Source organism: Bacillus sp. Y3 (assembly GCF_008123875.1).
In the GTDB taxonomy this organism is placed as follows: Bacteria; Bacillota; Bacilli; order Bacillales; family Bacillaceae; genus Bacillus; species Bacillus altitudinis.
Window position 1 is genome coordinate 776534 of the sequence record NZ_VSSC01000001.1, and the last position, 20108, is coordinate 796641.

General features: G+C 41.1%; 20 protein-coding genes, 1 pseudogene and 1 riboswitch. Of the genes and pseudogenes, 1 reads left to right on the forward strand and 20 read right to left on the reverse strand.

Translation table 11 applies throughout. From position 1 onward, the window contains the following. Positions 1-242: 242 nt before the first annotated feature. The 9 genes from licT to FXF70_RS04010 form a co-directional block, all read right to left on the reverse strand. Positions 243-1076, reverse strand: coding sequence for a BglG family transcription antiterminator LicT (licT, locus tag FXF70_RS03970; protein WP_017358647.1), 834 nt, complete (start codon positions 1074-1076; stop codon positions 243-245). 224 nt (positions 1077-1300) lie between these two features. Beyond that, positions 1301-2116 (reverse strand): YwqG family protein, encoded by an 816-nt coding sequence (locus FXF70_RS03975; RefSeq protein WP_148779857.1) that lies wholly within the window; start codon positions 2114-2116, stop codon positions 1301-1303. Between the two features lie 173 nt (positions 2117-2289). Next, positions 2290-3129: a methyl-accepting chemotaxis protein gene (locus tag FXF70_RS03980; RefSeq protein WP_148779858.1), complete on the reverse strand. Its 840-nt coding sequence runs from the start codon at positions 3127-3129 to the stop codon at positions 2290-2292. Between the two features lie 149 nt (positions 3130-3278). Next, positions 3279-4013, reverse strand: coding sequence for an energy-coupling factor transporter transmembrane component T family protein (locus tag FXF70_RS03985; RefSeq protein ID WP_041091251.1), 735 nt, complete (start codon positions 4011-4013; stop codon positions 3279-3281). Then, positions 4003-5595 (reverse strand): ABC transporter ATP-binding protein, encoded by a 1593-nt coding sequence (locus FXF70_RS03990; RefSeq protein ID WP_148779859.1) that lies wholly within the window; start codon positions 5593-5595, stop codon positions 4003-4005. Before FXF70_RS03990 ends, FXF70_RS03985 begins: the two co-directional genes overlap by 11 nt. Beyond that, positions 5570-6169, reverse strand: a complete 600-nt coding sequence (locus FXF70_RS03995; RefSeq protein ID WP_019743666.1) for an ECF transporter S component — start codon at positions 6167-6169, stop codon at positions 5570-5572. The genes FXF70_RS03990 and FXF70_RS03995 overlap by 26 nt, the downstream gene beginning before the upstream one ends. Beyond that, positions 6166-6852: a thiaminase II gene (tenA, locus tag FXF70_RS04000; protein WP_148779860.1), complete on the reverse strand. Its 687-nt coding sequence runs from the start codon at positions 6850-6852 to the stop codon at positions 6166-6168. Before tenA ends, FXF70_RS03995 begins: the two co-directional genes overlap by 4 nt. An 87-nt stretch (positions 6853-6939) precedes the next feature. Then, positions 6940-7043, reverse strand: a riboswitch (TPP riboswitch). Positions 7044-7099: 56 nt separating this feature from the next. Beyond that, positions 7100-8227 (reverse strand): hypothetical protein, encoded by a 1128-nt coding sequence (locus FXF70_RS04005; RefSeq protein WP_008345703.1) that lies wholly within the window; start codon positions 8225-8227, stop codon positions 7100-7102. A gap of 141 nt (positions 8228-8368) precedes the next feature. After that, on the reverse strand, positions 8369-9025 hold the full coding sequence (locus tag FXF70_RS04010; RefSeq protein ID WP_017358640.1) for a type 1 glutamine amidotransferase domain-containing protein: 657 nt from the start codon (positions 9023-9025) through the stop codon (positions 8369-8371). 224 nt (positions 9026-9249) lie between these two features. On the opposite strand from FXF70_RS04010, the pseudogene FXF70_RS04015 reads away from it, so the two are divergent. Further along, positions 9250-9444, forward strand: a pseudogene (locus tag FXF70_RS04015) (hypothetical protein); the annotation flags it as partial. A gap of 143 nt (positions 9445-9587) precedes the next feature. Here FXF70_RS04015 and FXF70_RS04020 read toward each other — a convergent pair. The 11 genes from FXF70_RS04020 to FXF70_RS04070 all read right to left on the reverse strand — a co-directional run bounded on the left by FXF70_RS04020 (position 9588) and on the right by FXF70_RS04070 (position 20076). Further along, positions 9588-9959 carry a DUF1304 domain-containing protein gene (locus FXF70_RS04020; RefSeq protein ID WP_007498006.1) on the reverse strand — a complete coding sequence of 124 codons (372 nt, stop codon included), beginning with the start codon at positions 9957-9959 and terminating at the stop codon, positions 9588-9590. Continuing rightward, positions 9956-10219 carry an ORF6C domain-containing protein gene (locus FXF70_RS04025; RefSeq protein ID WP_008345710.1) on the reverse strand — a complete coding sequence of 88 codons (264 nt, stop codon included), beginning with the start codon at positions 10217-10219 and terminating at the stop codon, positions 9956-9958. Before FXF70_RS04025 ends, FXF70_RS04020 begins: the two co-directional genes overlap by 4 nt. A gap of 207 nt (positions 10220-10426) precedes the next feature. Then, positions 10427-12808, reverse strand: coding sequence for an immune inhibitor A domain-containing protein (locus FXF70_RS04030; protein WP_007498008.1), 2382 nt, complete (start codon positions 12806-12808; stop codon positions 10427-10429). A 189-nt stretch (positions 12809-12997) separates the two neighbouring features. Further along, positions 12998-13291, reverse strand: coding sequence for a putative quinol monooxygenase (locus FXF70_RS04035; protein WP_148779861.1), 294 nt, complete (start codon positions 13289-13291; stop codon positions 12998-13000). A gap of 25 nt (positions 13292-13316) precedes the next feature. Further along, positions 13317-13955 (reverse strand): nitroreductase family protein, encoded by a 639-nt coding sequence (locus FXF70_RS04040; RefSeq protein WP_025208240.1) that lies wholly within the window; start codon positions 13953-13955, stop codon positions 13317-13319. Between the two features lie 13 nt (positions 13956-13968). After that, entirely contained in the window at positions 13969-14412 is a 444-nt protein-coding gene (locus FXF70_RS04045; protein ID WP_045033720.1) for a MarR family winged helix-turn-helix transcriptional regulator, read from the reverse strand. 352 nt (positions 14413-14764) lie between these two features. Then, complete coding sequence (locus tag FXF70_RS04050; RefSeq protein ID WP_035702607.1) at positions 14765-16066, reverse strand: pyrimidine-nucleoside phosphorylase; 1302 nt, start codon at positions 16064-16066, stop codon at positions 14765-14767. Between the two features lie 24 nt (positions 16067-16090). Next, positions 16091-17272 carry a NupC/NupG family nucleoside CNT transporter gene (locus tag FXF70_RS04055; RefSeq protein ID WP_017358632.1) on the reverse strand — a complete coding sequence of 394 codons (1182 nt, stop codon included), beginning with the start codon at positions 17270-17272 and terminating at the stop codon, positions 16091-16093. Between the two features lie 167 nt (positions 17273-17439). After that, positions 17440-18111 carry a deoxyribose-phosphate aldolase gene (deoC, locus tag FXF70_RS04060; protein WP_017358631.1) on the reverse strand — a complete coding sequence of 224 codons (672 nt, stop codon included), beginning with the start codon at positions 18109-18111 and terminating at the stop codon, positions 17440-17442. An 84-nt stretch (positions 18112-18195) separates the two neighbouring features. Then, entirely contained in the window at positions 18196-19140 is a 945-nt protein-coding gene (locus FXF70_RS04065; protein WP_046526802.1) for a DNA-binding transcriptional repressor DeoR, read from the reverse strand. Positions 19141-19200: 60 nt separating this feature from the next. After that, complete coding sequence (locus tag FXF70_RS04070; protein WP_148779862.1) at positions 19201-20076, reverse strand: aldose 1-epimerase family protein; 876 nt, start codon at positions 20074-20076, stop codon at positions 19201-19203. Positions 20077-20108 lie beyond the last annotated feature (32 nt).

Below are 20108 nucleotides of genomic sequence, written 5' to 3' on the forward strand. Positions count from 1 at the left end.
CATTAATCGATATTTAGGTTTTGCCTGCTTAACCAGTAACAATCCTTTATAGCGATTGATCGTTATTCAATTTTATAAGCCTTTAGATACAAAAAAACCTAAATCACGCCTTATCAAAGATAGGGACAATGATTTAGGTTTTGCCTGCTTGACCAGTAACAATCCTAAAAGATTGTGGGTTATTGAGTTTATAGTTATAAATTAGCATGTTAATTTTGATATGTCAACGCTTTCTTTTTGATTTATTTTCTTTTTATGACTCGATCGATGTGCAAAGTTAAGTATAACATCTCATCTTCTATGAGACTTCGGTTGTATTCTTTTTGAACATAGTCATTAATTTTCTCCGCACATTGAAAAGCGGCTGTATTTTTTTCCTTTACCACTTCATACAGAAACTCATTTTGATTTTCCATTTGTGTTTCGTTAAACAGACGCTGCCCAAAAAACTTCAAATGCGTGACAAAACGGAAATAATTTAATGATTCTTCGTCCAAATCAATTTGGAAATGATACTTTACGATGTTCAAAATATCTTGAATCAGTTTTGTAATTTGAATGACATTCGGCATTTCCTCATTCAGTTCTGCATTGACAATATGCATCGCAATAAAGCCTGCTTCATCCTCGGGAAGATGGATGTTGAGCTTGTCCTGTATGATCCGAATCGCTTCTACACCACACATGAATTCCTCTTTGTACAGCCGTTTGATTTCCCAAAGCAAGGCATTTTTAATGTCCATTCCTTTTTGATGACGTTCAATAGCAAAGGTAATATGATCCGTTAATGTGACATAGATGCTGTCATTTAAATTTTTGTTAAGGGTCGTTCTCGCGTAATCGATAATTGCCTCACACACTTGCATATACTCGATCGGAATATCATAAAGCAGGGTTTTGAATTTTTCTGATATATCTTTATTTTGAATGGAAAATACTTTTTCGATACGTTCTTCGTCAATTGGGTCTCCGCTTTTCTTTTGAAACGCAATCCCTCTGCCCATAATGACCAGCTCATGCTGCTCGTCATCATACGCACTGACCACATTATTGTTGATTACTTTCGAAATGATCAATTGATCCCCCCCAGTACATTCCGCTTTTTCGAGCATTTCATTGTTGATTGATATGTCATTTTATTATTATTTTCAAAAAAGAGGACTTTAAGATGATTTTACATTTTTTTTTGATACGGTCAACTAGAAAGAATGACATATTACCTCTCAGAAATGACGATTTAGGGGAAAAAAGGCTAAAAATAGACAAAAAACACTCTTCAAAAAGAGTGTTTTTTACAAAATTAGGAGCAATCCCAGTTATAGACGACATTTTCGAAATGTTTTCGTTTGAGGTCTTCTGGTTTGATAAAAAAGTTAGCAATGCCGCAATCTCCCCATAACATGTCCACTTCATCATCTGAGTCAATTTGCAATAATAGCACACTATGTTCTTGGTCTACATAGGTACGCGGGTCTTCTTGTGTAAAACCTGGGTATCCGCCTACTTTGTGGCCAAAGCCACTTGCTGTCTCATAAAATTCATCTAGTAAATTATCTGCTTCATCACCATCAATACCAACAGCATCTTCGAATAGATCCCAGCTTCGCTTTCCTGTGACTTTTTCAAAGCGGAAATCTTCTACACTGATCGTTTCGCTTGATAATTCACCTGTAATCGCGCCTTCCTTCGTAACTGGAAAATAAAAATCGTCAGGAATTTTCACGAATGAAAAATCAGTCAATAAGTCTTCTTCAGCTAAGAAAGGTTCCTCAATAAATTTGATCCGAAAATCTTTTTGCTCTGTTTTATGGTCAATATTCATCCCATAAAGATCATCATGTACAGAAATAAACACTTGCAAAAGTCCTGTTTCTGGGTAATCTTTCAGCTTTGGCAGCTGGCCGAAATTGATTTGTGCCAGCAGCTTCATAGGATGGCCTTCTCCATCAACGGGATATTCGTCGTTTTTTGGGAAATAAGGATCACCTGATATTTTGCTGTCATATGGTCCTGTTTTTCCTTGTTTTATCTGTAATTGAATCAGTGGTTTTTCAGTTTGATCTAACAATGGACGGTAAGACGCAAGTACTTCTTGCAGCTTTGCTGATTGTGTCAAGATGGGCTTCCTCCTTATGTATAGGTCTAATGATCAAAACAGGTCTCTCTTTTTCTATCATACAGAAGTGTAACTTCCCTGTCAGTGAAAAACCGGTCAATATCATGACAAAAAACTCACTTTAACACGTTAAAAAACCTCCGATACGGCTGGAGGTTTTGTGATTCGTTTATTTATTTCACTTGATAATTCACTAAGTCTGTTGCCAATGCTTTCATCGTTTCGTTCGTTTCGTGCAGCCCCTCAATAATTTTTGTGAAAGTGCCAACGAGTTCTGCTTGATGTTCAGATGAAGCCACGATTTGTGCTATTTCTTCTTCCATTCCTTTGATAGAGCCTTGCACATCTTTTAGCGCTGTTTCAATATCAGTCGTTGCCTGCTTCGCGTGAGTAGACAGCTTTCTCACTTCTGTAGCAACCACCCCAAAGCCTGCTCCTGCTTCACCGACTCTTGCAGCCTCAATGGATGCATTGAGTCCAAGTAAGTTCGTTTGATCAGAGATACCTTTGATGAGATTAGACACTTGATTGATTTTAGAGGAATTTTCGACAGTGGTTTTTGTATTTTGTAGAATTTGTTCACTTGTCGCTTGTAGTTCCTCTGAATGTGCAGCCACTTGCTGTACCATCGCGACCAGTTTTTCGGAAGCATCGTTACTTTCCGTCATAATGTGTTCTAATCGTTGTTGATTCGTTTGGTCATATGCTACACAGAAGGCAGCGATTACTTGACCATTGTCATCTTTAATCGGGACGGCGACGATGTCCATAGGAATACCGTACACCTCTTTAGGAATCTGGATAAATGATGGCTCTCTCCCATTTTTCAACATCGAAAAGTTTTGGAACCCGGGAGCTACAACGTCCCCTGCTTTAAACCCTAAGTCAATGTTCCCGTGCTGCTGATAATAAAGAACCTTCTCTTTCCCTAATACAGAAAAGGTTAGCTGCTCTCTCATAGCTAGTCCAACGATTGGTAAAACGTCTATTATGTTATCAATTCTCTGTGACATTCGCTCACGTTCATCCTCTCTTTTTCTCAGTACACTCTCTTTATCGGTTCTTTATATGATCTATTACAGCCTGCAATGTGTACTAATATCAACCAAATGACCTAAGACATATAAAACAGCCACATTCTATCAAGAGAATGTGGCTGTTTTTAAAAGAAGAAGATGCATATCAACACACTAATGACGATGAAAAAAAGATACATGCAGTCGATCCATGAAGTGCTGATGACATGATAATATGTTCTCTCCCTCGTCCCTGTGAAGCCTCTTGCTTCCATCGCAATGGCTAGTCGTTCAGATTTCCGTACGCCTTGCGTGAAAAGGGGGAGTGCATAACGTATAAAGGCTTTCCAGCTGTTTTTTTGCTTGTAACCTCTAATTTTATGTGCAGCCTTCATTTGCTTCAATTCACTTTGAAACAACGGGATAAACCGGAAGCCTGCCAGCATCCCATATGCCCATTTGGGTGACATTCGGCATTGATGGATTAAGCTCATCATAAAGGCCGTCAAATCAGTTGTTGATGTAAAAAGGAGACCAAATGTCACAAAGCCAAGCATTCTAAAAGAAATGGTCAGCCCATTTCTTAAACTCTCCTCTGTGATATGAAACCATGCCCACTTCCAAACTGTATGATCTCCCTTGCCAAAGGCCGCCATCATCCAAAACACGAGAATGAAAAAGAGCAGATAAGGTACAAGTCTGGTGATGAGGTATTTCAAATTCCAGCCGCCTAGGACAAGTCCAATTCCAAGTGCAAACAGCCAGATGATGAACGTCGTTTTAGGATCAGAAATCGCCATCAGACAGCACATCGCAAGGAGATGGGCGAGTAATTTCATGACTGGATTTACAGTGGATAGAAAGGAGTGATTACTTTGCAATCGTCATCACTTCCTTTCTTTCAGCCATATAGCGATAATGTAACGGCACTCTCAGCTCACACGAAGTGACAAGTTCCTGATGAGAAAATAAATCAAAAGGCGAACCATCATATACATGCTCCCCTTGATGAAAAACAAGCACCTGATCAGCGCACTCATCAACGAGTTCCATATCATGTGTGACCATGATAATGGTGGTGCCTTGTCGTTGCCGTTCTTTTAAACGCCGGATTAACTCCCTCGCCGTTTTCTCATCCTGCCCGAAGGTCGGCTCATCTAAAATGAGAACATCCTGATCAAAAAGAAGCATCGTGGCAACACTTAATCTTCTTTTTTGTCCTAAACTTAAGGTGAAAGGATGCACGTCTCTATGCTTCTCTAGGCCGAACTCTGCCAATAGCTGATTCGTTTTTTCTTGCACCACAGACTCTGGCCAATTTCGCTGTCTCCCACCAAATGCGATTTCATCAAACACTGTGTCCTGTATAAATTGAAGTTCTGGATTTTGAAATACAAAGCCTGCTTTTTCATATAATGTTCGGTCAGACCACTTTTTCAGGTGTTTTCCTTTTAAGAAAATGTGACCTTTCTTTATTGGTTCTAAACGTATGACATGTTTAAGAAACGTACTTTTTCCGCTTCCATTTTCACCGATGATCGCAACCCAATCTCCTGCTTTTATATCCAGATGCAGGTCATCTATAATGCTTTTTTTTCCGTAGCTTAGTTGTAGATGATCTGTGCGAATGATTGTCTCTCGATTTGTTGATGTCTCGTGACGTTCTTTTCTCGCCTCAAAGGTTTGCAAGAGTGTTTGACTCAGTGGATGAAACGGATCTTGTACGATAGTGGACCATTTCTCGGGAAATATTTTCGGACGCCAAATGCCGGCTTCTTTCATTTCTCCCTCAAATGTGTTCATCACGCCTTTTGGCGTTCCATCTGCTATGATACGGCCTTGATGATCTAATAAGATCACCCGATCCATCCACTCGATGACACCGTCTAACACATGCTCCACAAAAATCATCGTCTGATTCTGTTCAGCCGAAAGCTGCTGAAGCAATTGAAATATCTCCATTCTTCCTGCTGGGTCAAGCTGTGCAGTCGGTTCATCAAAGAACAGGACATCTGGCTCTAATGCTAGTAAACAAGCAAGCGCCAACCGCTGCTTCATTCCGCCAGATAAGGTATGAATATCTGTATTTGGGTCGACATCTAGCTGTACTTTTTTCATGAGATGCTGAATCATATCATCCATTTGTTCACGAGGGACAGATCGATTCTCTAAGCTAAACGCAATTTCTTCATTGACTCGGTGCATACAAAACTGCGAATCTGGGTCTTGAAACATGACACCAGTATGCCTTTGCCGCATCACTTCTCCCTGTACTTCAGCTTCCATATGCTCTGGAATAATGCCAGCAAGCACAGAAATCAGCGTAGATTTCCCGCTTCCACTTGGTCCTAATATCAGCACCTTTTCCCCCTTTTGAATAGAAAGAGATACTTGATGAAGAACGGGATTCGCCTGTTCATAAAAACGGACAGTGAGATTACTGCACGCGAGAAATGAATCCATGCTGGTCACCCTTACTTCGTTTTTCTTTCATGATGGCATATTGATTCAGCACACCCGTTTTAGATAAAGCATCCACCACAACCTTTGCCAAGCAACCACCGAGTAACATACCGCTGATGACTTGAGTGACAAGTGTCATGAGTAACACTTGAGGCGTGTAATAGCCGAATCCATTGGCAATGAGGCTATATGCCATTGCCCCTACTGCTGCAAAGGCACCAGACAACATGAGTGTCCACATGCGATATCGCTTATAGCCAAATAGAGCGAAGGCGATTTCTGCTCCAAGTCCTTGGCATACACCAATCAAAAGCGCAGAAAGACCGAAGTGGCTGCCTGTCAGTAATTCCACGGCAGCGGCAGCTGTTTCTGCGATGAGGGCAGCGCCAGGCTTTTGGATAATGTAAGCAACGATTGGACTGGCAATGACCCAAATTCCGAACATGATGTTGCCTCCTGCTGGACCGACAAGGGCTGTAATCGGTAAATAAAGAGTCGACCACCCTAAATAGATGACTCCGCATGCCACTGATAAAATGACAGCAAGAACTACTTCTTTCATCTTCCATGTCATGAAGAATGCACCTCCATTCGGACAGGCCACTCTTCGACAATAAAGGCCATGTCCCAAAATTTATACTCAAGCTGACAGCTTAAGATGAAGTGCTGTTTCATTTTCTCCTTTTCCTTCTCACTTGCTCCTTCCGCCCACTGATCAAGCCGTTTGCAAAGCTCCACTGTAACAGAGTCCGTTAACCCGCCATAAAACGTGATCCACTCATAGAATGGATGGGCAGGGTCGGGCTCAACATCTTTAAGCATTCGTTTGCCTATTTCCCAATAGGTCCAAGGGCAAGGGAGCAAAACCGCAATGATTTCTCCTAGCGTCCCTTCCTCGGCGACTTGCAGCATGTGATGAATATAGTGATGAGCACTTGGCGCCAAAGATGCACCTTGCAGTTCATCATAAGCGACACCTGCCACCCGGCAAAGGTTTTGATGAGGATGTGTCTCACTATCAAGGACAAAAGCCATTTGTTGATGGAAAAAGGTAATGTCCTCTCTGTCTGTACATCTGCTAATGGCTGCCGCATAAATTTTAATAAAGGCATTTAAATATTCTGCATCCTGTTTGACATAATGAATGATCTGTTCCTTTTCGAGTTCTCCTGCTGCGAGTCCTCTCACAAACGGATGCTGATAAATCGTTTCAAATAATGGTTCTGCTTCTTGCCTTAATTGGGTTGAAAATGTCATAAAAAAAGCCTCCTCTTTTTCAGTTGAATAAATGAAAAAGCCACCCCAAATGGAGCGGCCTTCTTATCGATTCAATCATGAATAAGACAAGGTCCAGCTCCACTTCCCTCCGCTAGTACAAACTAGATCAGGTTCAAAGGGTCCAAGATTTTCTCTTGTCTCAGTCATACATGACTCCCCTAGTGGACTTTTGTCATTTAATTATCTTTACTCTACACATGTGGCGATTTGATGTCAACCGCCGATCTTAATTCAATGTATTGATCGTTGGCAGCTTCTCGATCCCTGCTGCATAGTAGAAATTAAGGACACTGAAGAAATCAATTGGCTTTCCTGTCTTTAAATCAACAGCCAAAATATGATCGCCGTAATTTGTCAGGTCATCAATGTCTAAACGCCTTGGCGTTGTCTTTCCGAGAGTATCAACAAAGCTGCTATGGTAGTACTGCCCACTAGCAAACGATGATTCATGATACATAAATAATGTCTCCACATCTAAGTAGACAAGAATGGCCTCAGAGGAACTCGCGTATGGAGCAGAGTACGATACTGGTGCCGAAATACTTTTCACTTTTACACTGTCAACAGAATGCGTTCTCTGTTGATATTTTCCATCATATGAGAAATAAAATACACGCTCCCATTTATAATCAGCGGTCTTAGATTGTTTGTTATACACTTTTGTACCATTTGCGAAAACATCCCCATTGGCATACGAAGCAACAAAGTATTGCAACGTTGATGACAGGGATTCAGCACCTGTGAAATTTGGTGGGTTTTTTGCATTCACCTGTAATGTATATGAGTCTCCAAAGTCTCCACCGCTAGTAATACCAAACGCATAATCACCCGCTGGTAAATTGCTTAACGCAAGCAGACTGCCTGCTGGTTGAATCAGATCCGTTGGATAAGCTTGTCCTTCTTCATAATCAATAACAAATAACTGAACGAAATAATCAGCATTTGGAGAGGTAATCCGGCTGATGAGCGCCTGAGGGGACGATGTACTTAAGAACCATAAATCAACTGGATCTTCCTCGTTTAAAACTGCCGATTGATTAATAGCTAGTCCATCAATAGAGCGAACGGCAGACGTGCGCATCTTTCCATCTGCAGCCGCTTTTCGTTTAATACTTATTCCCTTTTTCTTATCTACTTTAAATGATTTTTTTACTTCCTTCTGTTGAACCGCAGTCCCTTTATCCTGCTTTTCAAACGACTCTTGCACTTGCTGAATGGCTTTTTCAGTCAGTGGCGATACTTTTTCACTTGATTTTGGTGCATCTTCTGCTTTGATTGCTGGTGAAAATAAACCTGTTGTGACCAATAAAATAGACAGTAAGGCGGCGGTGATTTTGACATAAAATGCTCTCACAGGAACATCCCCTTTTCCCTAATTTGGGTTTTTTACCCTGTGATTATTTTACCATTTTTCTAATACTTGTTTTGGACTTTTTTAGGAAATTTTCATAACAAAAAACCAGCCGTATGAGTCACGACTGGTTTATTTGATGATTTATGCAATGGTTTTGACAAATAAGCGTGCTGTTTCTGCACTTGATCCTGGATTTTGTCCAGTAATAATTTGTCCGTCTACAACAGCGAATGGCGCAAATGCATCGCCTTTTTCAAATGCTGCCCCTTGCTCGCGAAGTTTTGTTTCCAATAAAAATGGAACTTTAGATGTCAGCTGAACAGCATCCTCTTCCTCGTTTGTGAATCCTGTTATTTTCTTGCCGTCGATAAATGATTTTCCATCACGATCCTTCACATCAACAAAGGCAGAAACGCCATGGCAAACTGCCCCAACGGCTCCATTTTTGTCTGAAATCGCTAAGATCGCATCGGCAACCAATTGATTGGACGCAAAGTCGATCATTGGGCCATGTCCTCCAGCAAAGAAAATGCCATCATACTCAGCTGGGTTTACATCTGTCAGTGCCTTTGTGTCTTGAAGTAATTCATACACATCTTGATATTGTGCTGGAACTCCTTCAGGAATTGAATTTTTATCGATCGGTACTGTTCCACCTTTTATTGAAACAATTTGCACGTTGAGTCCATTTTCTTTAAAAATATGAAATGGCTCGGCCAATTCTTCTAGCCATAAGCCTGTAGGGTGTCCGTTCATTTCTGAGCTGCTTGTTGATACTAATAAAACGTTCTTGCTCAACTTGATCATCCTTTCTATTTATCATGTGGCTATTTTATATTTTGCACAATTAAATATCAAGCAATCAGACTTAGATACAACTCTTTATGTTATACCCGATTTTTTAAAAATTATAGCCTCACTTCAAATCTAATCATTCTGTCACATTCTATTGACAGGGAATTTCATGTAAAATTGTGATGAAATGATATAATATGAGAAACAATTGACAGACCTCTTGCGCTAGAGGGAATTTAAAAGGAGTGGAAAAAGAGATGAAAACCTATTCGATTGTGATGATTATCATCACGCTCTGTATCATATTGGCTGTCTTTTTAATGAATCTTACGGGCGTCATGTATGGAAAAATCATATTGGCTGTCGCTGTTGCCCTTTGTCTTACGTCCATTATTCGTTTGATGGGAATGCGTAAAAGATAAAAGCCGCCCTCTGGGGCGGCTTTACTGTGTAGACAAACCCTCGCATTCGGTGTCAGTCCTGCGCTTCAGTGCTCACCAATGTCAAATTCGCTCCGATGCTCGTCCTTCCTAAACTGCAAAGGTTTTCTATCACGATGATAGGATTATATAGCCAGGATAAGTGCAATTAATGCAAGAAAAGCTGGTAACCCTTGTTTGATGATAATCGATTTATTAGACGTCACACCACCAAATACTGCTGCGATGAACACACAAAGAACGAAAAATAGCTGAATCATATATCCTACGGTATTCGAACCAAGAATGAGCCCCCAAATGAGTCCAGCAGCTAGAAAGCCATTGTATAGCCCTTGATTAGCAAACATCACTTTCACATTTGGATCCTTTTGTAAGTGTTCAGGCAGATTGAAAGATCTTTTCGCCATTTTTGATTCCATAAAAAACATTTCTAGTAACATGATGACAATGTGCTCTAAAGCGACAATTCCTACTAAAATCATTGCTAAAATATTCAATTTAGTGAATTCCTTTCTGATAGACGGTCTCGTATTTGTATTTTGTCCGTGTATAAATCAAAGTCTTGGATTAGCTCTAACGCCTCATGAAAACGACTTTGTGGAATGTCTTTCATTTTTCTTACACCAAATTCCTTTTTAATAAAAGCCATGATGGTATTAATATGAAGCTTACCGTGGCCATCATACTCTAAATGGCTGCAAAAAGTCTGCATCGTCCCTCGAATCACCTTTAATTGCTTGGCAGTGACACAACTCATTGGTAACGCTCATCCTTTCTTGGTTTTTTAACAACTAAAAAGAACATTGAATGAAAGAAAAACCTTCCAATCTCTATTATATAATGGTTTCATTCGGATATCAAAATAAAAAAGAACAAACATTCGATCAAAGACGCGTCCTACTCTAAAAATCCATGTCTTAACGTATCGAAAAGCCGGATTCATGGATAGAATCCGGCTTTTTGTTTAGTTGCTTTTAGAAATTAATACCTTTCCAACAGAACGGTCCTTACTTTGTCCGACGACTTTAAAGGATAGGCCGTATGTTGGCACATCACGTCCTGCATCCGGGTTATTTGGATTCACATAGTTCTTTTTATCACTAAATGTACGCGTTGGGCGGATATAGCGATCCTCTAAGGTTAAGCCTGTTGTCGCTGTATAATCAATATTCAGCTTCGTGCTTGGATTCAAAGAGAATGCTGCATCATGTACTTGGAAACCTGTCGCTGCAATAGAGCCGTCACTCCATTTCAACACTTGTTGATCTGCATCTACGACTCCAAGGAAGCCGTTCCCTGGATGTTTTCCAACCCAGTTATCACTGTACGATTGATCGACGTACCACACGACCAAACCGTTATTATAGCTCATCAGACTTGCTCCTCGTTTGATATGCTTTAAGCCTTTATCGACATCAGCATAAGAGCGCCATTCTAGTAAATAATACTGAGCGGCATATTGTTTTCCATTAGATTGAGAGAATCCATTAAAAGTGAACGTGGACGTTCCCTCGGCATCATCTGACCACACTTTTGCTCCATCTGCTGTAATCTTTAGATCATCTACAAATAAACCTGGCAGTGAATATCCTGCATCGGTTGTATAGCGGAATTGCAGATCGATCTTCTTCCCTGCATAAGCAGAAAGGTCAAAGGATGCATCTACCCAGCCATCTGATTTTCCATCGATGCCATTGCCTTCATTCGCTCCTGCCTCATTTCGATCATTCGTAATATTACCAGCAATGGTTGTCCATTTGTCTGTCCCAGCTTCACGAACTTCTACATACGCATAGTCATAATCTTCTTCGATATCGTACCATGCTTTAAACGTAAGCTCGGCTTTGCTTCCCTTCGACAAATCAATCCCTGATGTCGTCATGGTAGCATTCAAATTGTCACCTGTTCCGCTGAAGTATGAATATTGCCCTTGTGCAGGCTGAGTGACCACAATCTCTTTATCTGGCAAATCGACTCGAACCGCATCATGGTTGGTTCCTTTTGTTGCTGCTTCATCGATTAAAACTGTTTTGCTTTTTGTTAATGTCTTACCATCAATGGTTTTTCCAGAAAGCCAGTTGCCGCCATGCAAGTTTTGAAGCATTTCTTTTGCATATGGACTAAAACCTGTTGGTTCCGTACCAGGTACTTTACCTGCCCAGCTTCCGCTTGACATGATAGACCAATAAGAAACGGGCTCTCCTCTGCCTGTGTATTGTGTATCGTATTCATCAGGCAGACCAAGATCATGTCCAAATTCATGTGTGAACACACCTGCTGCGCCATCTTCAGGCTCAATCGTATAATCTAGAGCGCCTAACTTTCCGCCTTGACCCACTTCTGATTCAGTGTTTGGAATCTCAAATACATCACCAAGTGACCAGCGATGTGACCAAATCGCGTCAGAGCCAAGCTGTCCGCCGCCAGCTTCTTCACCTACGCCAGCGTGTACAACCATGAGGTGGTCAATGATACCGTCCGGCTCATTATAAACACCGTCCCCATCCATATCATAGCGGTCCCATTGATCATATTCACCAAGGTCAATGTTTGGATCCTTTGCCGCTGCTTCGAGGGCTTCTTTCACCAATTCGCGCGGTCTGCCGTCACTTCCTGATTCGTCTGGTACGTTCCCACCATAATATGCTGCTTCATGCTTGGCTGTATACCATCCAGCTACTGTTCCACTAATCGTGTAGCTTCCACCGGACTGCTTTTCATAATACTGCTTCATAGATACTTTTCTTTTACCATCTGGACCAATGTAGCCATTTTTTCCGAAAAGCATATCTTGGTAATGCTGCTGATCGTACTTGTCATAGTACATATCAGTCTCTTCTTTTTTAATACTATTATGCTTATAATCTTTAAAATCTACTAATAAGACCAAAACTTTATCATTACGGACGTCGCCTTTATATTTTTCCTTTTTCACCGGCTTTACTTGATTGCCTTCTTTTCCTTTATGCTTCTTTAACTTTTTCTTTTTGGCTAATTTATTATGTACATTTTGTTTGTATTCTTTTAGGAATTCAGGTTCTTCTGTTAAGGTACTTGCGCTTTGTTTCATCGCTGCTTCTTCTTTTTTCTTTAGATAGTTCTTTAATGCTTTTTGGGTTTCTGCCTCATTGGCATTCTTTTTGATCTTTCCTTGTTTTTTCAAGGCTTTGATGAGGCGGTCTTCATTGACAACACTTGCGTCGAATGGAATACCTGAATAATGACCGCCATCTGAGGATGTTGACTTTTCTGAGGTGTGGGCAGATAGAGGGGTGCTGAAAGCTGTCAATGTGCCTAAACTGAGGACAGCTGTTAGTGCGATGCTCGTCCATTTCCCTTTTTTCATATTGGTTCCTCCCTAATTTGGTAATAAATAATATCTAATTCTAGCATATTCCAATATACTTAAGTCGAAAAACATTTTATTTTCAGAAACTTTGTGGAAAATGCACAATACGAGATTGAAATAGGTGGAACGAATTGTCGAAAATAAAAGAACCCTAGGCTATAAATGCCTAGGGTGTTTGTTCTTTTTCTATGAAAGCTGCTCTCCTTGATATGCAACAACATCAAGTGGGGCGGCTAAAAATTCTTTTGCCTTTGCGACGAAAGCTTGGAAATGTGCACTTGCATTATGGCTTTGAACCGCTGCTTCATCTTTCCACACTTCGACCATTAAAAAGGTGTTTTCTTTCTCTGTATTCTTGAAAAGCTTGTAGGACACATTGCCTTCTTCTTCCTGTGAAGCTTTCATTAACCCGTTGATTTCTTCTAGAAATACGTTTTCTTTCTCTGGATGAATGGTCATCCCTGCATGAATAATAATCATATGATCGTCTCCCTTTTTTTAAAAATTATTTCCACTCTGTGATGCGGTCGATCGGTAAACGGTAAGAAGCATAACCTTCGTCAGCCGCTTTCCCAATGGATAGAAGCATAACTGGTACATAGCGCTCTTTATCCCAGCCGAATGTTTCAGCGATGACTTCTTTGTCATATCCGCCAATTGGGTTTGTATCATAGCCATGCGCACGAGCAGCAAGCATCAGCTGCATTGACACAAGTCCACCGTCAATTAAGATCGTTTCACGATTCACTTGCTCTGGAAGAGCTTCAAAATGTGCAGTTAATGCAGCAATTTGTCTTTCTTTTACTTCCTGCGGCATGTAGCCATGTTCTACTGCTTTTGAATAAATTTCTTCTAAGTATTCATTGTTTTTCATATCTGCAAACACAGCGATGACAGCTGATGATGTAGCTACTTGTGTTTGGTTGAATTTTGCGAGTGGTGCAAGCTTTTCTTTTCCTTCTGGGCTGTCAATGACCATGAAGCGCCAAGGCTGTGCATTCACTGATGATGGTGCTGTGGTTGCCTCTTCTAAAATCTCTGTCATTTCTTCTTTGCTAATTTTCACTGCTGGATCATAGTTACGAATGGAGCGGCGCCCTTTCATAATATCCATAAAATCGTTTGTTTTTAAAGTTGTAGCCATGTGTAACACTCCTTTAGGTTGTTTGAATCTTTTCGATGTTTTGTTGTATACGGATGAGCACATCAGTGAGAAGCTTTCGTTCTTCATCACTTACGTTTTCAAGCATTTCTGAGATAAATCGTTCTTTTTCTTTTTTAGAAGCTTCGATTCTTGTTCTGCCTTCATCTGTCAGACGAACAAGCGTGACTCGATTATCTTCCGGCTTTCTTCTGCGCGTGACCATTCCTTTTGTTTCTAACTGTTTTAAGTGACGCGTCACAGCCGCACTATCAATATTTACTTTTTTCTGCAAATCGGATTGGCTGATTTCGTCGGCTTGGAATAACAGTGATAGCAACTCCAGTCTTGATTGGCTGATGCCCGTGCATGCTTCGAACTTCACACCCATCATACGGTTCACGCACTGCAAACGATATAATACCTCTGCTTCTTCAGAGCAAAATGCAGTCAATGCCATCCCCTCTTTTCTATTCAGATCAATTATTTGATATATCAATCATTGACTCGTCAACTAATATACACCCATTGTTTCATGATTGCAAGAGGTTTGTTTCATAAAGTGAAATTTTTTATTTCAATCAAAAAAGACGAGCTTTTGCTCGTCTTAAGAACTTGGTGTCGTTGTTGGTCCCACATAGTAGCTGATAAATCCAATGATCATCAAGACAACAAAAATAAAGAGAATGAGTTTGAGCATTCTCATGGTTTATCCCCTCCCACTCATCTAACTTATCATATCTAGAAGAAGCGCTACCTAAAATTTACATAAAAAAAGACAAAAGCGATTCATCACTTTTGTCTTTTTCTCTTTATTCTGTAATCACTGTATGAATCAAAGTCGGAGCATCGGCATGGTCATCAATGCGGATGTTGTCATAAATTTTCTCCATGACATTCGCAACATCTTCACGGTTTGCATGCAGCGTCACGAGAGATTCACCTTTTTCTACACGATCGCCTACTTTTTTGTTTAGCATAATGCCAACAGATAGGTCGATATCGTCTTCTTTTGTTGCACGTCCTGCTCCAAGAATCATCGCTGCAACACCGATTTCGTCTGCGACGATTTCAGCGATCACACCTGATTCTTTTGCCGGCACTTCGATTTGATAAGGTGCTTGCGGCAGTTTTTCCGGTTGATCTACAATCGAGCCGTCTCCACCTTGGTTTTCTAAAAATTCCTTGAATTTCTCAAGTGCTTTGCCGTTTTTCATGACTTCAATTAGCTTTTCTCTTGCTTCATCAAGTGTCTCTGCTTTTTTCGCAAGAACGACCATTTGACTTCCTAATGTGAGCACAAGCTCGTTTAAGTCTTCAGGGCCTTCGCCTTTAAGCGTGTCAATCGCCTCTTTCACTTCAAGGGAATTTCCAATCGCTAATCCTAGCGGCTGAGACATGTCTGAGATGACAGCCATCGTTTGTCTGCCAACATTATTTCCGATACGAACCATTGCTTTTGCAAGCTTCTCAGAGTCTTCAGGTGTTTTCATGAAAGCACCTGCGCCTGTTTTCACGTCTAATACGATTGCATCTGCGCCAGCAGCGATTTTCTTACTCATAATCGAGCTTGCAATGAGCGGGATGGAGTTAACAGTTCCTGTTACATCACGAAGGGCATACAGTTTTTTATCAGCAGGTGTCAGGTTGCCTGATTGTCCAATGACCGCTACTTTATGACGGTTCACCAGCTCGATGAACTCGTCTTTTGTAATTTCAACGTGGAAGCCTTTGACTGCCTCTAGCTTGTCGACAGTTCCACCCGTATGTCCAAGACCACGCCCAGACATTTTTGCAACAGGTACATCAAGTGCTGCAACAAGAGGAGCGAGTACAAGCGTTGTTGTATCGCCTACACCGCCTGTTGAATGCTTGTCTACTTTAATGCCGTCGATAGCAGACAGGTCAATTGTGTCCCCTGAGTTTGCCATAGCGAGTGTTAAATCTGCACGTTCTTGATCCGTCATATCTTGGAAGAAAATCGCCATCGCCAAGGCACTTGCTTGGTAGTCAGGAATTGTTCCGTCCGTATAACCTTTGACAAAGAAAGAAATTTCCTCTGAAGATAATTCTTTTCCGTCACGTTTTTTCGCAATGATATCTACCATTCTCATTGTTTTCACCATTCCTTTTTTAGTTTAGTAAATCAAACCGACAACGCCTGCTGTTAAGAAGCTGACGAGTGTTGCACCGAATAACAGCTTTAATCCAAAGCGTGCGACAACGTTTCCTTGTTTTTCATTTAAGCCTTTCACTGCTCCAGCAATGATACCGATAGACGAGAAGTTCGCAAATGACACAAGGAATACAGAAATGATCGCTTCTGTACGAGCAGTGAAATGAAGACCGTCGCCAGATAGAGCAAGCATCGCTACAAATTCGTTAGATACCATTTTGGTCGCCATAATACTTCCTGCTTGTACCGCTTCACTCCAAGGTACACCAACAAGGAAAGCAAATGGTGCAAACACATATCCAAGTACATCTTGGAAAGAAACACCGATGGCAGCTGTGAAAATGCCATTAATCATCGCAATTAATGCAACGAATCCAATCAACATCGCAGCCACAACAATGGCTACTTTGAAACCATCCATAATGTATTCGCCGAGCATTTCGAAGAAAGATTGTCTTTCCTCTTCTACGACTTCAAGCATGTCTTCGTCTTTAGACACTTCATATGGATTGATGATAGACGCAATAATAAATCCACCAAATAGGTTCAGCACAAGTGCTGTAACAACGTACTCCGGTTTAATCATTTGCATATACGCACCGACAATGGACATTGATACAGTCGACATCGCAGATGCACACAATGTATAAAGACGCTGTTGAGGTAATAATCCAAGCTGTTTCTTAATGGAAATGAACACTTCGGATTGACCTAAAATCGCTGACGCTACGGCGTTGTAAGATTCTAGTTTCCCCATTCCATTGACTTTACTAAGCAAATACCCAATTCCGCGTACGATCAGCGGAAGGATACGCCAATGCTGCAGGATACCAATCAAGGCAGAAATGAAGACGATCGGCAGCAAGACATTGATAAAGAAAGTTGACGCATTATCATTCATTAAACCGCCAAATACGAAGTTGATCCCTTCACCAGCATAGCCTAGAAGCATTTGGAATCCTTTTGCAAAGCCACCGACTAGGAAGTTCCCAACACCTGTATTGAGCAGAATATAACCTAAAATAAATTGCAGTACAATCATGACAATGACTGGACGGAATTTCACTCGCTTTTTCCCGTTACTTGCCAGCCATGCAATGGCGAGAATCACCAGCAAACCGATAATACCAATGACGTATTTCATGTTTTTCCTCCTTGAATGAATTCGTTTACATTAATGTGCTTGTATAGAACAAACCCTATTTCGCAAACAAATTGCGGAAGAAAATCCCAGAAATGAGATCCTTCCGCATATGACTTTTTCATCATCTAATCAGTCATGAATGTTATCCTACCATAGGATCGTATGAATTAATAGTCTTTAGAAGGAGCTGATTGATCCCCTTTAATAATGGAAACGCCTGCACTGGCACCAATACGGGTTGCGCCTGCAGCTGTCATCGCTTCTACGTCTTCTTTTGTTCTTACGCCGCCTGATGCTTTGACACCGATGTCAGGTCCAACTGTTTTACGCATTAATGCGATGTCCTCAGCTGTTGCACCGCCTGTACTAAATCCAGTCGATGTTTTGACGAAATCAGCGCCAGCTTTTACAGAAAGTTCACAAGCTTGTACTTTCTCTTCATCCGTGAGTAGACAAGTTTCAATGATGACTTTCACTAAGGCTTTGCCTTTTGCTGCGTCTACAACGGCACGAATATCTTGTTCAACTGCATCATATTCGCCATCTTTCAATGCCGCAATATTGATGACCATGTCCACTTCAGTTGCACCGTTTTCAATGGCATCCTTTGTTTCAAATGCTTTCACTGCTGTTGTGTTTGCACCTAACGGGAAACCGATGACTGTACATACATCAACGCCTGTTCCTTCTAGTTCTTTCGCCGCAAGAGATACCCAAGTTGGGTTCACACAAACGGAAGCAAATTGATATGTCTTTGCTTCTTCTAGTAACTGCATGATCGCAGCTTTAGATGTATCTGGTTTTAGTGCTGTATGATCAATGAGCTTTGCTATTGTCATGATTCACACTTCCTTTTAAATATGATACTTTCATCTTAAATGACTATTGAACAATTGTAAATATAGTTATGAAATTTTGTTCATCTATTTTGTGACATTTAAAAGAGCTCTTGCTGTGTGCTGATCGATCATCAATACGTTCGCATATTTTCCTCTCAGCGCCCCATGGATAGAGGCAACCTTTCGATGTCCACCAGCAACAAGAATGGAGCGCTCTTTTGTTCTCAAATCATCCAGCTCCACACCGATTGTGCGATTGTTAATCGCTTCACTGCAAATGCGTCCTTCTTGATCATAAAAACGTGAACAGATATCTCCGACACTGGATGTCTTGAGCAACGCCTTTTCTTCTTCACGGAAATAACCAAGCCTAAACAAAAGCGCCTCATCTCTTACCGTCCCAACAGTAAACACAGCGATATTTGCCTGTTTGCCCATTTCAATAATGCGATGAATATGTCTGTCCTGTTCGACCATCTCTTTAACGGCGGCACTATCGAACACAACAGGCAGTGGCAAATAGCGTGGTGCCGTTTGAAAAGCTGATGCAAACAGCTGAATCGTTTCCGCAGAATATGTATTCACATGTGAATGGCTGATTCCACCTTTCAACTGAACAACTTCTACCCCTTTTACCTGTTTAGGTTGCATCTTTTGAGCAATTTGATACATCGTGGTGCCCCAGCTCACTCCAACGATATCGCCGTCTTTCACCGTATTCTGAAGATAATCTGCACCAAACCGGCTCAAGTAATCCGTAATCGTTGGATAATCGTCCTTTGGTGAAAATACCACATGAGCCTCGAGCAGATCATATTTTTCTTTCAGCAATAAGGACAGCTCATTTAAATCCTCAAATGGGTCCATCACTGTAATTTGGACGTACCCTTTTTCCTTCGCATACTGAAGCAGACGAGACACCGTTGGCCTCGACAGGTCAAGCTGCTTGGCGATTTCCTGCTGACTGTAATCAGATAAGTAATAGAGCCTTGCTGCTTCAATACTTAATTGCTGTTTGTCCCGATCCATTCGTACGCCTCCTTTTTTCCTCTATCATAACAAATTGTTCACTTCACCATGCACAAATGTTCATTTAAAGAAAATGGTGTAAGCTGCGTGAAAGGTCTCTTGCTTCTCTAAGGTTTGAATGCCGAATTTCTCCTTATACTGCCCATTTGTCCCTTCCATATCAGCGATCCCATACCAAGGCTCAATACAAACAAAAGGAGCCATTGTTCCCTTTTCTTGATCATATGGAGACCAAATACCAACGAACGGAAAACCACTGAGATCGACCTCAACGCCGTGACCTGCTTGAGAAATCAATGATACTTGATCAATATGACTAAAGATCATTGCATCGTTCTGAAAAAGTTCTGGGCGAAGTTGAATCGGCTCAAACTCAACACCTTTCTCCTTCTCTCTCACAAGTGAATCATGAAGTTCATATTGGACTGGATCATGTTCGGTGGAAGGTGCCAATGTGAGTGAATAATCAGCTGTCTGCTCGCCTTCAACAAGCGGGACATGAAATGCCGGATGCCCGCCAATCGAGAAATACATCGTGCCATCTCCTTCATGAACAATTTCCCAGGAAATCGTTAGTCCATTTTCCGACAGTGCATAACTGATGCGCGCTGTAAATTCATACGGATATTGTGACGTGTGACGGCCATTTGATTGATATTGAAAAACCACCTGATCTTTTGCTTCTTCAAATAGTTCAAAATCAACATCACGCAAAAATCCATGCTGCGAGAGTTGATACGTTTGATCGTCTATCTTGTATTGATCATCCTTCAACCGTCCGACAATCGGAAATAAGACGGGCGACACTCTGCCCCAATAAGCAGGGTCACCAGACCACATATATTGACGTCCACTTTCTTTATGAAGCACCTCTCTCACCTCGGCACCTCTCTCACTGATTTGAACCAATAACAGATCATTTTCAATCGTTCTCATTCAACACATCCCCTTTCCTTCTTCTTTTATTA